Source organism: Lysinibacillus sphaericus, assembly GCF_015844675.1.
GTDB classification, from domain to species: Bacteria; Bacillota; Bacilli; order Bacillales_A; family Planococcaceae; genus Lysinibacillus; species Lysinibacillus sphaericus_E.
Window position 1 is genome coordinate 80186 of the sequence record NZ_LDGC01000011.1, and the last position, 15062, is coordinate 95247.

Annotated in this window: 15 protein-coding genes; 8 read left to right on the plus strand and 7 right to left on the minus strand. The window is 34.8% G+C overall.

Going from position 1 to position 15062, the window contains the following annotated elements; genetic code table 11:
• Window positions 1–182 precede the first annotated feature (182 nt).
• The gene (locus ABE34_RS04250) at window positions 183–575 is read left to right on the plus strand and encodes a RidA family protein (RefSeq protein WP_197140701.1); all 393 of its coding nucleotides are present in this window, start codon (window positions 183–185) and stop codon (window positions 573–575) included.
• Window positions 576–819: 244 nt separating this feature from the next.
• Here the strand turns inward: ABE34_RS04250 and ABE34_RS04255 are convergent, their stop codons facing one another.
• Window positions 820–1872, minus strand: a complete 1053-nt coding sequence (locus ABE34_RS04255; RefSeq protein ID WP_197140703.1) for a DUF418 domain-containing protein — start codon at window positions 1870–1872, stop codon at window positions 820–822.
• Between the two features lie 93 nt (window positions 1873–1965).
• Window positions 1966–2910, minus strand: coding sequence for a helix-turn-helix transcriptional regulator (locus ABE34_RS04260; RefSeq protein ID WP_197140725.1), 945 nt, complete (start codon window positions 2908–2910; stop codon window positions 1966–1968).
• A gap of 102 nt (window positions 2911–3012) precedes the next feature.
• Between ABE34_RS04260 and ABE34_RS04265 the strand changes: the two genes are divergently transcribed.
• Window positions 3013–3546 (plus strand): dihydrofolate reductase family protein, encoded by a 534-nt coding sequence (locus ABE34_RS04265; RefSeq protein ID WP_197140704.1) that lies wholly within the window; start codon window positions 3013–3015, stop codon window positions 3544–3546.
• A gap of 222 nt (window positions 3547–3768) precedes the next feature.
• On the opposite strand, the gene ABE34_RS04270 is transcribed toward ABE34_RS04265, so the two are convergent.
• Both ABE34_RS04270 and ABE34_RS04275 read right to left on the minus strand, forming a co-directional pair.
• Complete coding sequence (locus ABE34_RS04270; protein WP_197140726.1) at window positions 3769–4797, minus strand: serine hydrolase domain-containing protein; 1029 nt, start codon at window positions 4795–4797, stop codon at window positions 3769–3771.
• Between the two features lie 66 nt (window positions 4798–4863).
• Window positions 4864–5619, minus strand: coding sequence for a class I SAM-dependent methyltransferase (locus ABE34_RS04275; RefSeq protein WP_197140706.1), 756 nt, complete (start codon window positions 5617–5619; stop codon window positions 4864–4866).
• Between the two features lie 761 nt (window positions 5620–6380).
• On the opposite strand from ABE34_RS04275, the gene ABE34_RS04280 reads away from it, so the two are divergent.
• On the plus strand, window positions 6381–6593 hold the full coding sequence (locus ABE34_RS04280; protein WP_197140707.1) for a hypothetical protein: 213 nt from the start codon (window positions 6381–6383) through the stop codon (window positions 6591–6593).
• Window positions 6594–6624: 31 nt separating this feature from the next.
• Window positions 6625–7149, plus strand: a complete 525-nt coding sequence (locus tag ABE34_RS04285) for an AAA family ATPase (RefSeq protein WP_197140709.1) — start codon at window positions 6625–6627, stop codon at window positions 7147–7149.
• Window positions 7150–7175: 26 nt separating this feature from the next.
• Here the strand turns inward: ABE34_RS04285 and ABE34_RS04290 are convergent, their stop codons facing one another.
• Window positions 7176–7994 carry a Ku protein gene (locus tag ABE34_RS04290; protein WP_197140710.1) on the minus strand — a complete coding sequence of 273 codons (819 nt, stop codon included), beginning with the start codon at window positions 7992–7994 and terminating at the stop codon, window positions 7176–7178.
• A 104-nt stretch (window positions 7995–8098) separates the two neighbouring features.
• Between ABE34_RS04290 and ABE34_RS04295 the strand changes: the two genes are divergently transcribed.
• Window positions 8099–9922 carry a DNA ligase D gene (locus tag ABE34_RS04295; RefSeq protein ID WP_197140712.1) on the plus strand — a complete coding sequence of 608 codons (1824 nt, stop codon included), beginning with the start codon at window positions 8099–8101 and terminating at the stop codon, window positions 9920–9922.
• Window positions 9923–10340: 418 nt separating this feature from the next.
• On the opposite strand, the gene ABE34_RS04300 is transcribed toward ABE34_RS04295, so the two are convergent.
• Window positions 10341–10964 carry a hypothetical protein gene (locus ABE34_RS04300; RefSeq protein ID WP_197140713.1) on the minus strand — a complete coding sequence of 208 codons (624 nt, stop codon included), beginning with the start codon at window positions 10962–10964 and terminating at the stop codon, window positions 10341–10343.
• A gap of 719 nt (window positions 10965–11683) precedes the next feature.
• Complete coding sequence (locus ABE34_RS04305; protein ID WP_197140714.1) at window positions 11684–12634, minus strand: MBL fold metallo-hydrolase; 951 nt, start codon at window positions 12632–12634, stop codon at window positions 11684–11686.
• Window positions 12635–12773: 139 nt separating this feature from the next.
• Here ABE34_RS04305 and ABE34_RS04310 point away from each other — a divergent pair, with 139 nt between their 5' ends.
• From ABE34_RS04310 to ABE34_RS04320, 3 genes are all read left to right on the plus strand, one after another.
• Window positions 12774–12989, plus strand: coding sequence for a hypothetical protein (locus ABE34_RS04310; protein WP_197140728.1), 216 nt, complete (start codon window positions 12774–12776; stop codon window positions 12987–12989).
• A gap of 136 nt (window positions 12990–13125) precedes the next feature.
• Window positions 13126–13587, plus strand: a complete 462-nt coding sequence (locus ABE34_RS04315) for a VOC family protein (RefSeq protein WP_197140715.1) — start codon at window positions 13126–13128, stop codon at window positions 13585–13587.
• 153 nt (window positions 13588–13740) lie between these two features.
• Window positions 13741–15062, plus strand: a protein-coding gene (locus ABE34_RS04320) for an IS3 family transposase (protein WP_197144234.1) whose coding sequence is annotated in 2 segments (ribosomal slippage) — window positions 13741–14122 and window positions 14122–15062 — 1323 coding nt annotated over the 2 segments. Because the reading frame shifts where the segments join, the coding sequence is not laid out codon by codon here. This gene is flagged as partial in the annotation.

The following is a 15062-nucleotide window of genomic DNA, read 5'->3' on the forward strand; positions in this document are numbered from 1 at the left end:
AAAGAAAATTATGGTAATGTGAAAATAACTTTAGGTGAGGGGGGAGAATCCAAATGAAAAAAAGATCAATACGGTTTTTATCTATGGGTATCGGATTCTCGACTGCTGTGTTTTTCTAAAATGGAGTTTTTAGGGACGAGTCTGCCCTTTTTTAGAAAAATAAAAACCTAAAGGAGATTAACATGAATACTAAAATAACACGCAAAAATCCAATCCAAGTACCTAGCCCTGTTGGCAATTATAGCCATCTCACAATAATTCCTAAGGATGCAACAACGTATGCATTTTCTGGACAGATTGGAGTAGGAGCTAGTGGTGAATTGCCATCGACACTAACAGAGCAGGTTAAAAATACATTAAAAAATATTCAATTAATATTAGAGTCAGAGGGACTTAACGCAGACAATGTGGTGAAGGCCAATATTTGGGCAACTGAAGAAATAGATTGGGATGAATTCGATCTACAATGGGAGAAGATGTTTGGAAATTCTTATCCATCTATGACGATAGCTTATATTACTGCTTTAGGACTTCCTGACATTAAATTAGAAATTGATATTTGGGCTGCTAAATAAGCAGAGTTCCGACAAAATCTTGAATGATTTTGTCGGTTTTTATATTAAAAGTGAATTTTTGGGGTAAATGACCCTAAAAAAAGGCCACTTTTCCTAAGCGGAAAGTGACCAAAGAAAGATTTAATAATGATGGGGGTGTGTTTCTTGCCCAATGTATGAGCAAGTTGGAAGCAAATTAGGTACACTACCATTTTATGAAAAAGAAAAGATGGCTGTTAGGTCTTTGTCTAAATCAATTACTTTTTTAAGGAATGTTTTTTGGATTAGTAGAAGTTTTAAGCAAGGAAGGTACTGTCCAATACGCACCCATGCGCCATAACCACTCAAATGGACCAAATTTAAAGAATGTTAACCAAATCTTACTGAAAATTAATTGGAAAATGTAAATGCCTATACAAATCCAAAGAGATTGGATGAAACGAATATTGCCAATAAAGTGAAAAGCATTACCAATTATTAAAATCAGCGCGGTTTGTCCTAAATAATTTGTTAATGCCATTCGGCCATAGTCTTTTAAAGGCGAAAGTAAAACTTGACATAAAGGAAGTTGCAGTAAAAGCATTAATAATCCTACATAAAATGCTGATACAAATGGGCTAAATTGAAGCCCGATTAGTGTAAACTTTTCAATGTTTGTCACATGTACCTTAAGCTCATCTTCTGTCATTTGATCAAAGTTCACCATTGCCTCTGGGACATAATGCCATTGATACAGCAATCCCCCTACACTAATAAAGAACATAATAACTGTCAAGATAACTATTCTTTTACGATTATCATGGATCTTTTCAAAAATTCGATATTGCCCTGCGGCTAATCCTAGTAAAATTAGAGGGAACGGCATAGCAATTTTGAAACCAAAATAAGCTGTTACCGCTAATAAAATAATCCCTATAGACAGGTTTATTTCTTTACGAACTTTGTAAAAAGGTAATGCAATTAGTCCAAATATTGCATAGATGGTTAATGCTTCTCCAGGTTGGAAATAAAAGTGTACAAGTCCGATTAACAATAAAATAATAATTCTTCTAATAAATAATAGGTAAGCATTTTCATTTTTAGCCATTGCACGGGAAATGAAAATATAAAAGCCTACACCAAATAAAAATGAAAAGATGGTGAAAAACTTACCTTCCACAAAAAGTGTTAAAAACCTATTGTATGCAACATCTACAGATGTGTCTGGTAGATTAATCCACATTAATCCTGGAATATTGACTAAAATAATTCCTAATAAAGCAAATCCTCTTAAATAATCTAGTGTATCAATTCGTTTGTTTAATTCAATTGGTTGCATGTTTCTCACTCCTCATAACAAAGTATACGGAAGTTATCCAAAAAGTAGTAACGATGAATGTTACGCCAATCTTCCAAAAACGTCATATAACTTTTAATCATTTTCTGGATACAAAGATAAAATGTCTTTTGCCTGCTGTCGTAAAATATCCACTAATTCATTCGGCTCTACAATTTGTGCATGCCTGCCAAGTCGATAGAAAAGGGGACTAATAAAATTCAGCTCACCTTTGTCTATAATGGAATTAATATAACCGGTACCATCTTCTTTGATCACGACCAACTCTTCAAAGTTTGGTTCGCTTTTGCATTGTCGCACACCTTCTCTTGATAATAGTGCATGTAAACGGATAGGTTGTTTATTTTCGTAATTGCTACTAAACCACTCCTTCAAATTTACAAATACCTCTTTGTTTTCTTCACTTTCTATAATGGAAAGTATGCGGTCTACACGAAACAGTAATATTTTTTGTTTTGTAAAATCAAAGGCAGGCATATACCACAATCCATCATGAGCATACACACCAATTGGATGAATATGTTTCGTAGTTGTACCTGATTTTGATTCATAGTGAATATGTAGATTTTTGTTTTCAATAGCTGCCTCTAAAACTTCTTTCAATAAAGGGGTTTCAATCGCCCGTTTAGGATTCCAAAACGCGATGTAAGATTGAAGTTGATCTACTTTCCGCTTTGCCTCTTCCTGAAGCGAGCTATAAAGCTTTTGAGAAGCGGATTGTATTTCTGTATTAAAGGGTAAATCACGGTAATAATGAAGAGATTGGAACGCAAAGAAAATCGATACTGCCTCATCTTCTGTAAATAAAATGGGCGGAAGAAGCCTGCTCGACAGGACTGTATAGCCACCGTTTCGTCCTTGTTCTGCGTAAATAGATAAGCCCATATCACTTAAATCTAAAATATATCGATGAACCGTGCGAATCGATATATTGAATTCATCTGAAATTTCCTGTGCAGTAAATTTCTTTTTTGCACTTACAAACAGAAGGATATCTAATAGTCGCTTTGCTTTTGACATTTTCTCACCTTTTTTCATTTAATCATGCCAGTAGTTGTCATGTTTTTTGTTTAGTATAGATCTTGTTCAGCAGTTTTTCAAAAATTTAAAGGAGATGATGGTATGTCACGAGAAATCATTTTATATATTGCAACTAGTTTGGATGGATATATTGCGAAAGAGAATGATGATTTACAATGGCTAGAAGAAGCAGAGGGGGAAGGGGATGCTGGATATTCAGATATGTACCAATCCATTGATACCATTATTATGGGTAAAAGAACGTATGATTGGGTTGTAGACCATATTGAGCCTTTTCCATATCTCGATAAGAAATGTTATGTATTTACAACGTCACTCAGTGGACAAAACGAACATGTTGAGTTTGTAAATGAAGATATTGTAGCGTTTACTAAAAAGTTAAGGGAACAGGAAGGCTCTAAAATTTGGATGGTTGGTGGAGCGGGAATTCTCGATCATTTTATAAAGGAACAGTTGATAGATGAAATAATTATTACGGTTACACCGCACCTATTAGGTACTGGCATTCCATTGTTTAAGGATAATAATCCATTTCAAGATCTCGAGTTAGTAAATACACAACGCTACGGGCAAATGGTGCAAATGCATTATAAGGTGAAGAAAAAGGTTAGATAATCTGCCACAAAGGTTGATTTTCACTCCGAGTTGGCGCTTTCCGCGGGCTTGGCTTCAATCTCCTCGTCACTACGTTCCTGCGGGGCTTTCCGCGCAAGCTCATCCCGCAGGAGTCGCCACTCTCCGCGAAAATCAACAGTTTCTCATCAGTTAAGCTGAAACCAAAATAGTAGGGCTGATGATACTATACCTGAAAAAAGAGGCTATTTGATAAGCCTCTTTTTAATAGTAGGAAAGCGAACGGTAGATTTCCCCCATGATTCCCTTTAATTGATGCATACCTGTATCAGTATTCGTCATCATAACAAGCCCTTGTTCAAGGTAAGGGTAGGCGACTAGCATACATTGAAACCCAACACCCCAGCCAAGAGAGGAAAACTCAAGGTTGTCGTCCGTGCCATCTAGAAATACGCCGAGACTTGTCCATTCTTTACATCCTTGCTGGTGGAATAGTTCTTGTACTTGTTTTGAAGTAATGCCAATTTTACTTTGGCCTTTGACAGCATTCATAATATCTAGTAATAATTTTGCTAAATCGCTCGGGGTAGTCCAAATACCACAAGCTGCAATATAAGGATAAATAGAATGTTTCCCTGGAATTACCGCTCCATTTTGATCATGGCCACATGCAAAATTATCTAAATTTGATGTTGAAAGAGAGGTAGAAAATGTACTGTTCGTCATGCTTAGTGGCTTAAATATAAAAGTGTCCATTAGATAAGAAAAAGGTTTTTTCGTTATATCTTCTAGTAATAATTGAATAAGACAAAAGCCTGCATCAGAATAGTGAAATTCACTTTCAGGTTCATATGTCACTTCAATGCTAGTAGGGCAATAAGAAGTTGTACCATTCAATATTTCTACCATGGACGGTATTTCGTTGAAAGATTCTAGTTCTATAAAACTGCCCTCAGGGTCCACAATACCAGATTGATGACAAAGTAAGTTGCGTAATGTAACTTTTTTATGCTTTGTCAAAGGATTGTCAGGAACCTTCCATGAAACTAGTTTTTTATTAACATCTTCATCTAAATCTACAATTCCTTGTTCTACGAATTTTATTACTAAAATGCTTGTTAAAAACTTACTAATTGAGCAAGCGTTGAAAATGGAATGCTCATTTACTAATTTATCGGTACCTGCTTCTAGAACACCAAAATGCTCCTTCTTACTTATTTTACCCTTTTCGATAGCTACAATGCTTAAACCTGTAATACGGTAATACTCCATACGTTCACGAATGTTTAGCATCTGTTGAGCTCCTAGTTTTTTCTTCATTATACCAGATTTAGGGAACTGGTGTTCTTCGGTGAGTTTTTATTTTTTTAATTGTGCATGTACAATCATACCTATACTATCTTTTGTAAACTCACTTTTGTTCCATGATCCATATAGGTGTAACAAATCAAATCCATTTTGGTCTAATAGCCTCTTCAATTCCATTGGATATGTATAGCGAAGGTGAATTGAATCTTCGAAAGTAGAATGTTCTAGCTTATTAATAGAACGACAAGTTAAGATCTGTGTGATAGGGTCATATTCTTCATGATGTTGAATGGTTAGTTTTTCTCCTTTGCTAGTAACTAAGCTTTCCTCGTATTCATCTACAATAGATAGCTCGCTTAGAATAGCATTTCGCGTATCGAATACAAATTCTCCTCCTGGATGTAAGTGCTTTTTAACGGATTGGAGTAAAGCATTTTGACTTTCGTTACTTAAAAAGTGTTGAAACGAATTACCTGTCATATAAATAAAATTTGATGTGATTGGTAAATGAAGCTGCGTGCAGTCTTGTAAAGTGAAATGTACATCAACATTGTCCTTTTTCGCTTTTTCAATAGCTTGCTGAATCATTCCTTCATGAATATCAACTGCATAAACCTCATGTCCTTGCTTGGCAAGTGGAATAGCTAATCGACCTGTTCCGCAAGCTAATTCAATTATCGTATCGCTTTTCTTACTAAGTAGATTCTCAATAAAATGTAAATCCACGTTGTAATTTTCATGAAGTTTATCATATTCAATAGGGTCTTTATATTTCTCTAAATTTCCACTAAACTCATTTTGATACATACAAGTTAGCTCCTTTAACTTTATCTTTATTTTAGGTATATTGTATAATAAACCCAATATTAACACAAATTGAGTTCTTACTAAAAGATGGAGATGATGTTTATTAATGGTTCTTAAAGATTGTTGCTTTCTTGATCGAAGAAAGATCTAATGGCTATATTTAACGGAACTGAAAACTAATATAGCTATGCCCACAGCCATTATAAAAAGGAGAATTTTCTGCAGTAATGAAAAGTCTCGAAATTTTTTATTTTGAAAAGCAAAATCAGAAATTATGGAAAATAGAAAAGCTACTAAAATAATCTGCAACACTCTATTAAGAGATGAAGGATTGTATATAGCAATTACTATAATTGTTATTATTGAAAAGATAAACTGCCTAAAATATTTGTTTTTTAACAGCATTTCAACACCTCTACTGTTTGGTTATTTATATATCCTTTTCAAATTGTAGTTTTAACATATGATTTACTACTCAATTTTATTTCTCTTTAGCTTTTCTAACACTCTAGTTGATGGGAAATTATCAACCAAGCATCCAGCAATTACTTTATTAACTTCTTAAATGGAAACGCCCATTCTATAATTTCTTTTACTGGATTTTATTCAACTATAATTAAGGGAACAACAAACTATACGAAAACAGTCTTATTAAAACATATGCTATGTATATAAGTTGATTAGAGTGGAGGTGGGCGACTCCTCGGGGATTAGCGATATAGAGGAACGAAGGCTAAAAACATCACGTCCTGTGATACTTCGTGACCAACATCATGCTGTTGTTGCTGCCGCTTCGCTTTCGCACAGTCCAAAACCTTTTGCTGTCGCTGCGCTTTCGCACAAAAAAACCTCTGCTGCCGCTACGTTGCACTCACGCTTTCGCGCAAAAGACACCTGTTGCCCTGACGCCTCTAGAAAAGCTAAAAGCCGGAACGGAAATCAACCCCACACTTATGGTGATGAACTACAAATAAATCAAATTAAAAAATGAATAGGAGGGTTCATTTGAGTAATAAATTTCCTCAAAAAATACATATTATTGGCTCTGTTGGGAGTGGGAAAACAACTTTAGCGAAAGAGTTATCCGAGAAATTTAATATACCTTATTATGAATTAGATAATGTTGTTTGGATAAGACAGAAATCTGGTGATAGTAGAAGGACCGATCAACAAAAAGTGGATTATTTGACTGATATTATTCTGACGAAAGCTTGGATCATTGAGGGCGTTCATAATGAGGACTGGGTAGCTCAAAGCTTTTCGAATGCCGACTTAATAATTTTTTTAGATACAAATTATTACATAAGAATCTATCGAATCATAAAGAGATTTACGTTACAAAAACTAGGGTTGGAAAAGTTTAATTACAAACCGACCTTTTCAATATTTATAAAAATGTTTCAATGGAATCGTTATTTTGAGGAGATTGGCAAACCTAATTTTTATCACAAATATGGAATGTATAGTGACAAGCTATTGGTCGTAAAAAATAAAAGGGAGATTCTTAAAAAAAGCATATCCAATAAATAAAGGATACGCTTCTTGTGTGTTCATTTTTAAGCATTTTTCTTCGTTTTCGTTGCTCGTTTTCTCGTTGCTGGTTTTTTCGTTTTCTCTAAAGAGGCCTGAAGTGCTGTCATTAAGTCCGTTACATTATCGGGTAATGGACGTTTATCGCTGGTAGAAATTGTATTCATCGCTTTTTTCTCCTCTATAAGCTCCATTAATGCATTGCGGTAATCATCTGTATATTTTTCAGGATTAAATTCGGTTGTTAATTGATCAACGAGCATCAGTGCGGTTTCTAGCTCTTTTGGAACTATATTTTGTTCGCTTGGTACATTTGGAACATCACCAACACTTCTTACTTCATCAGGGTAATGAATCGTTTCCATCACTAAAGCGTTTTGATAAACGCGGACGATTGCTAATTGCTCTTTTGAACGAATAATAATTTTAGCAACGCCTATTTTTCCTGATTGTTCTAAAGTTTGACGTAGAAGGGAATAAGCCTTCCCGCCAGTCGAATCAGGAGATAAAAAATAAGTACGTTCAAAATAGATTGGATCGATTTCAGTTAATTTCACAAAATCAATGATTTCAACGGCCTTATCTTCATTTTCCTTCCGCAAGCTCTCTAATTCTTCTTGATCTAATACGACAAACTTATTTTTGGCATATTCATAAGCCTTGACAATATCCTCATCTTTTACTTCTTGGTTACAGCCTTCACAAACCTTTTTATAGCTAATAGGGGTATGACATTCTTTATGGAGCTGTCGTAATTTAATGTCTTTATTTTCAGTAGCAGCATGAAGTTTTACCGGTATATTGACTAGACCAAATGAAATACTGCCTTTCCATACTGTATGCATTTATATCACCTCGTTTTTCTTACTATGATATATTTTGCTTATTTTTATGTATCTTAAAGTGAAATCGTCAAAAACTGAAGGTAAAAAGAGAAGTAGGTATTCATATGAAACCAATGCTTTTAACGGAAGTGCTTGAAACGCCTATTGGCGAGGAATGGATGTACGAAACAAAATATGATGGATTTAGATGTATGTTAGTATGGGACGAACAGCCAATGTTAATAAGTAGAAATGGCAATAACTTAAATCATTTGTTTCCGGAAATTCTTGATTTTTGTAAAAGTATATTTAATAAAGTTAAAAAGTATTTACCACTTACTTTTGATGGTGAATTAGTTTGTTTAACGAATAACTTTAATAGTGATTTTTCGCTCGTCCAACAAAGAGGGAGGATGCAAAACAAAGATGTTATTGCTACACATGCAAAAACTTTTCCTTGTCATTATATAGCTTTTGATTTACTGAGCTTAAAAGGGGAGTCGCTAACAAGTAAGTATTTAAAAACACGCAAACACCAACTTTCTAAGCTTTTTACGACTTTAAAGCTCCCGGCGACTGTTAATTATGAGGATCAGCGCCCTTTGCAAGTGATTAATAGTGTGGAGCCAAGTGAATCTCTTTGGCAGGCTATTAAGGTTTACAACGGAGAAGGCATGGTTGCAAAGAAGAAAACAAGTAAATGGCTTGGGGATACACGCTCGACAAATTGGTTAAAAATAAAAAATTGGAGATATGTTACGGTCATCGTTACGAAATATGATCATGGCAATGGCTATTTTCATGGCAGTATTTATCAACAGGAGAAGCTAGTTGAAGTTGTTAGTTTTAAACATGGAATGTCAGAGGAAGAACGTAAAACACTTATTACTTTTTTTCAAGCAAATGGACAGAAGAATAATGAAACGTGGGAGCTGGAGCCATCTATTTGTCTTGATATTGCCTGTATTGATTTCGATGGAAGTAAATGTCGAGAACCGCGTTTCCATGCATTCCGACTGGAGATGTTGCCAGAGGATTGTCATTGGCAGCATATGCAGCGTCAGCTTTTTCCTATTCCAGATACTGTTCAGATAACGCATCCTGATAAGCCTGTTTGGCCTGAAGTCGGTATTACGAAGGATGGTTATTTGCATTATTTACAAATGATTTCTCCATATTTGCTACCTTTTTTGCGAGATCGGCCGCTTACGTTAATTCGTTTTCCTCATGGGGTGCCGGGGGAAAGCTTTTATCAAAAAAGTAGACCCGAGAAAATACCTGCATTTGCTTCAACAGGATGGATGGACGATATTCATTATCTTGTATGCAACAATCTTGAAACATTACTATGGCTCGGCAATCAGCTTGCACTTGAGCTACATATCCCTTTTCAAACGTTACAAACAGAGCATCCGACTGAAATTGTCTTCGATTTAGATCCACCTTCAGTCGATCAATTTTCGCTTGCTGTTTCTGGGGCACTTGATTTAAAGGAAATGCTCGATTATTTTAAGCTCCAATCTTTTGTGAAAACATCAGGGGGTAAAGGATTGCAGCTATATATACCATTACCTGAAAACGCCTTTACTTACGATGAAGTGCGAGTATTTACTGAATTTATCTGTCGTTTTTTATGTGAGCAAAAACCAGAATTGTATACGATCGAGCGTTTAAAGAAGAATAGACATCAAAAATTATATTTAGATTATGTGCAGCATGCAGAAGGCAAGACGATTGTTGCGCCATATTCAACTCGTGGCAATGAGAAGGGCTTAGTGGCAACGCCATTATACTGGGACGAGGTTAATGAACATTTAACACCTGATCAATTTACGATTCCCGCTGTACTGGAGCGTATGAAAAAAGGGAGCAACCCATTTAAAAATTTTCGCGAAATAGGGAAAAGTCAGGATTTTCAATCGGCTTTAGAACGTTTGAAGGAGCAATGATGTGCTTCCTAAGTATGAAATGGCAGATAGGAGCAAAACCTCGATAAAAGCAAAAAGCATTGGCTTTAGTGGCGATGCTTTTTAACAAGATTATAATATTATTATGTAATCTAAGTCTTTTGAATAGATTTTAATTTCGTATGCTAAATCAAAAATCAATGTAAATACTTACTAAGGAGGACTTGCTTAAATGTTTGGTTGCCCCGGATATGGTCGCCATGACAATGACTGTTAACAGACCATGTAACAACTTGGTTTGATATTTCTTCAGCTATGAGCTTTAAGACTGCAGATCTTGTAGCTTAAAGTGTTTATTATAAAACACATCATTCATTTAGCGAAAGCGAAGCGTCAGCTATAAGTGCTTCGCTTTCACACAATAAACATACACTCCTGGTTCAAGTTATGGGGAGATAAATCAATTCTCTTGTATCTGATTAAATTTCTTGAGTCCGATAATATTTCCTAGAATCGTGAAAATTGCAGTTCCTACGAGAACGATCATTAATTCATTATCGTTGAAATAAAAATACGACATTAATGAATTATTAACGTGTCTCATAAAAAGAACAATTGCGTAGGTTGTAAAGAAACTGATAATGGCGCCAAGTGTAAAACCACTGATATGTAACCAGTTGTTATATTTCTTTAATAAGAAATGAGATAAAAACACAAGAAGGCTTGGCAATAACAGGATATAGTATTCAGCTGTGTTGCTAATAAAGATGTTTGGTATGTAATCTTCGTCTGATCTGTAATGATATGAGTTATACGAATAGATAACCTTTCGTATAACTTCGATCAACCATAAACCGATTAATGTACCAAAAATTATCGGTTTGATCGTTATTTTTTTTATTAAAAAATAACAGATAATAAACGAAACAATCACAGTGATAGGTGACATTAAGAAGATACCAATTTGGTAATATCTATATTCATCATCACTATTAAAATGATAAATTTCTGCTAAAGAAAAAGATGCGAGAACTGCGGCAATAGCAGTAACTAAATAAGATGTTACATTTAAAGATAATTTCAAATGGGTTGCTCCTTTTGATGGTTGTCAAAGACTTTTTTGTAAGATTGTTGCTGTAAAGATAAAGACATAATTCATCTAAAATCGGTTTAAGTAGTTCTAATCTGAATGATAAAAGAATAGGTATGTAACTCCCATCCAAACTCCTAAAAAAAGGCTCGCTTTTTCTCACCTCTTTTAATAATAACTTTCGAATAAGTAAAGAGTAATTCTATTACTATTTTGCCCAATTAGTAAAAGAAGGTCTCCACTTGTTGGAGAAAAATCACCTTTCCAATTTCATTCCATAGAATACTTTACCTATCAAATCTTAACAATTGTTTGCGCTCTTTTATATATGTAATTTTTTCCACTTTCAACTGAAGAGGGTAGCAATGAGATTATTTTGGAGTATTAAAGAGAGAAACTGCCTCCTTTTTATCAGTCTCAATTAATGATTATCATCTTTGATTAAAACCACAAAAAGACCACCTCGTATGAGATGGTTAACTTTTTTTGTTATTTAGTAATAGCAGTAAGTTAGAATAGCGTCATAAATAAAAGAAGAAAGAGCGGTATTAGATGGCAATATAAGGATAGATCAGCACCATCCCTATATTAAAAAAACTAATGACAGCCCTCAAAACTGGAAGGGCAAACGATTACTCTCAATCAAGTATTAAGAAAGTCGCCGATGGGTTTTCTACTGAATTTTTAAACAAATCATGTTCAAGGACAACATTCTATGCGTCTTTCTTTTCTAGATAATCAAGAATCCCCATTGCAGAAACAATGGTATCGAACGGGATTGTTTGATAAACGGAATGATTTTCTGATATACCGTTTTTTTGTAAATAGTTGTGTAATAGTGCCTTCAAGCGACTATCTAAAAAAAGTACTTGTTCTTTAAAATCACTAGATACCGTTAACGCTTTTTTGCCTTCAGCTAGAAATAGCGGCGTCCAATAGCGCACTTGTCTGTAAGCTTCAGCCGGATTTCTATAAGCACCGAAATGACCGAAATACAATTCTGAAGCATTTAACTTTTCATAAAGCTGGATAGATTGCTCCATCGTATGTGGGTCATACTGATTAGGTGAAGTGGAGGGAATAATTAAATCAATTGCTTCGCTCTCCATTTCTGGATAACGTACACCAGTAGTATCTCCAACAAACAATCCATTCGTAGCAGAATAATGCATTGATACATGGTGCTTTGCATGACCTTCTGTATGATAAAACGTTAGCTGATGCTGACCTAAAGAAAGTACCTCCTCATGGCCAATTTCGATAATGCGTTCAGCATCAATAGGGACAATTGGATCAAATAGACGATCGAATTCTGCTCCGTAAACACTCTTAGCACTTGCAATTAGACGAATTGGATCTACCATATGAGATACACCTCGTGGATGGACAACGAATGTAGCATTAGGGCAGCTTTGTAAAAATAACCCTGCCCCTCCAGCATGGTCTAAATGGATATGCGTAACAATTACATATTGAATATCCTCTAGAGAAATATGTAATTCATCTAAACCTTCTAGAATATATGGCATAGACGGACTGGCAGAAGTCTCGATTAATGCAATTTTTTCGTCAATCAGCAAATAAGAGCTTGTACGTTGTTCTCGATTTAAATCATGTGTATCAATACAATAAAAATTTGGTGCAAGTTGTTGTACTCTCCCCATTAAATGATCCCCCTTTGTTTCTATTTGGTGCGAAATATTCTCTAATATGCAATTTTTATCTATAAAAAGTAGTGGTTATACTTTATAATAATTGAAAATTACACTGAATGTCTATTCATTTTTTTAGGAGGATTTATTAATGGAGAAAAATATACGCTACGATACTCAAAAGGTCCATCGAGTTAATTTAGCCATCATTGCAATTTTGGCTGCACTAATTTGTGGACCGCTCATATTTTTAAAGGGCATTATTTTCTTATTTGTTGGACTTGCTGTTATTGCTTTAGCTATATGTTTTGATTATTTAGAAAGGAGGGAGTGTAATCTAAATTCTTTATGGGGTTTTTATATATGAGTATTTTGTTAACGGATTAGAGTTCTTTTAAGATTAGAAGAAAGGCTTTTTTAATTTCAGACTAAAGATGGATGTAAATGGAATGTGTTTTTTGTATATTATTTCATAAATAAAGGTGAAATAGGAGAATATTGAAATGATAAAAGGTTTATATGAAGCACATTTACCAGTTAGTAATTTAGAAAACTCAATTGTCTTTTATCAAAAGTTAGGGTTGGAGCTCGCGTATAATAAAGGAAACGTAGCTTTTTTCTGGATCGTTAAAGGAGAAAGCTGGTTAGGTTTATGGGAAAGTGATAGCGTTGAATTAAAATATCATCCATCTATCCGACATTTGGCATTTAAAATTGACGAAGAAGATTTCGCGCATGTAAAAGAGTGGTTGTCTTCAATTGGCATTGAAGTTCGTACTGAATTTGGCCTTACTTCCGAACATCAACCTTTAGTATTATCAAATTACCCTCATGCCCATGCAGCAATTTACTTTTCAGACCCGGATGGTAATTCATTAGAATTAATTACACCATTGAGACTAGATGATGTTGAGAGCTTTGAGGAGATGTCTCTTGAAGAGTGGAGAAATCGTTATTCCTCGTAGCGGAAATTCCGTAATTTTTGAAGTAATTCTATTATAGTAAAAGAGCCTTACATCACGGATAAACTGTACCCTAAAAGATAGACACTTTGAAAAAAGTCTATCTTTTAGGGTACTTTTGTTTATAATGAGAAAAAAGATGTCGGAGCGGAATAAATGACGAAAAGATTATTTACTAAAAAAGAGCAAGAACAACTAAAATGTAATCCTAATGTCCAGGCTATTAGTGATAAAGCGATTACATATACTGAGGAATTTAAACGCCATTTTATTGCAGAAAATGAAAAAGGAAAACTCCCAAGAACGATTTTTGAAGAGGCCGGTTTAGATGTTGAACTGATTGGTTTGAAGCGCATTAGTTCAGCGGGAAAGCGTTGGCGTGCAGCTTATCGTACAACTGGAGTAGAGGGTCTACAAGATACACGGAAATCGAATTCAGGTCGTCCAATAGAACGGGAATTAAGTTTAGAAGAAAAAATTGCACGATTAGAAGCGAAAAATCAATTATTACAAGCGGAGAATGAACTTTTAAAAAAGCTCGATCTACTCGAAAGGCAGATGTTAAAGAAGAAATAACAATCGCAACAGAACTAAAATTTGAATTAATCAGTAAAACGATTCAAAAATATAAACTAAAACGTTTAGTAAGTTATCTATGTGAAATCATGGGCGTATCTCGTTCAGGTTACTATAATTATTTCACAGAAAAATCAGCACAAAAGCGTGCAGCCCATGAGTTAGCAGATGCAGCAATCAAAGAAATCATTTTAAAAGCGTATCATTTCCGAGGACGTAAGAAAGGTGCACGTCAAATTAAAATGACGCTAGAAAATCAATATGGGATTACGTATAACTTAAAACGTATTCGCCGCATTATGAAGAAATTCGAGATTGTATGCCTAATTCGAAAAGCGAATCCAGCACGTAGAATGGCCAAAGCGACAAAAGAACATCGTACATGTCCAAATGAATTACAGCGTAACTTTAAACAAGGTGTAGCAGGAAAAGTATTATTAACAGATATTACGTATTTGACGTACGGAAACGGTAAACGTGCTTATTTATCAACGATTAAGGACGCTGAGACAAACGAAATTTTAGCGTATGAAGTATCTGCTTCATTAAGTATGGATATCGCACTCAATACTCTTCGTAAATTAAAACGAAATCACCACCATTTAACGAAAGATGCATTTATTCATTCCGATCAAGGAGTCCATTATACGAATCCAAAATTCCAGAAACTTGTCAAGAAAATGGGACTAGGGCAATCAATGTCACGTCGAGGAAACTGTTGGGATAACGCCCCTCAAGAATCCTTCTTCGGTCATTTTAAAGATGAAACCAATCTGAAAGCGTGCGAAACATTAGAAGAAGTAAAACGAGAAGTGAAAAGTTATATGATATATTACAACCATTATCGAGGGCAATGGAACTTGAAAAAGCTGCCGCCTGCAAAATACAGACAGCAGCTTCAA

Excerpts from the sequence above, each read along its gene's own strand:
- ABE34_RS04250 (WP_197140701.1), top strand. The coding sequence starts at position 183 with ATGAATACTAAAATAACACGCAAAAATCCAATCCAAGTACCTAGCCCT.
- ABE34_RS04255 (WP_197140703.1), bottom strand. The coding sequence starts at position 1,872 with ATGCAACCAATTGAATTAAACAAACGAATTGATACACTAGATTATTTA.
- ABE34_RS04260 (WP_197140725.1), bottom strand. The coding sequence starts at position 2,910 with ATGTCAAAAGCAAAGCGACTATTAGATATCCTTCTGTTTGTAAGTGCA.
- ABE34_RS04265 (WP_197140704.1), top strand. The coding sequence starts at position 3,013 with ATGTCACGAGAAATCATTTTATATATTGCAACTAGTTTGGATGGATAT.
- ABE34_RS04270 (WP_197140726.1), bottom strand. The coding sequence starts at position 4,797 with ATGCTAAACATTCGTGAACGTATGGAGTATTACCGTATTACAGGTTTA.
- ABE34_RS04275 (WP_197140706.1), bottom strand. The coding sequence starts at position 5,619 with ATGTATCAAAATGAGTTTAGTGGAAATTTAGAGAAATATAAAGACCCT.
- ABE34_RS04290 (WP_197140710.1), bottom strand. The coding sequence starts at position 7,994 with ATGCATACAGTATGGAAAGGCAGTATTTCATTTGGTCTAGTCAATATA.
- ABE34_RS04295 (WP_197140712.1), top strand. The coding sequence starts at position 8,099 with ATGAAACCAATGCTTTTAACGGAAGTGCTTGAAACGCCTATTGGCGAG.
- ABE34_RS04305 (WP_197140714.1), bottom strand. The coding sequence starts at position 12,634 with ATGGGGAGAGTACAACAACTTGCACCAAATTTTTATTGTATTGATACA.
- ABE34_RS04310 (WP_197140728.1), top strand. The coding sequence starts at position 12,774 with ATGGAGAAAAATATACGCTACGATACTCAAAAGGTCCATCGAGTTAAT.
- ABE34_RS04315 (WP_197140715.1), top strand. The coding sequence starts at position 13,126 with ATGATAAAAGGTTTATATGAAGCACATTTACCAGTTAGTAATTTAGAA.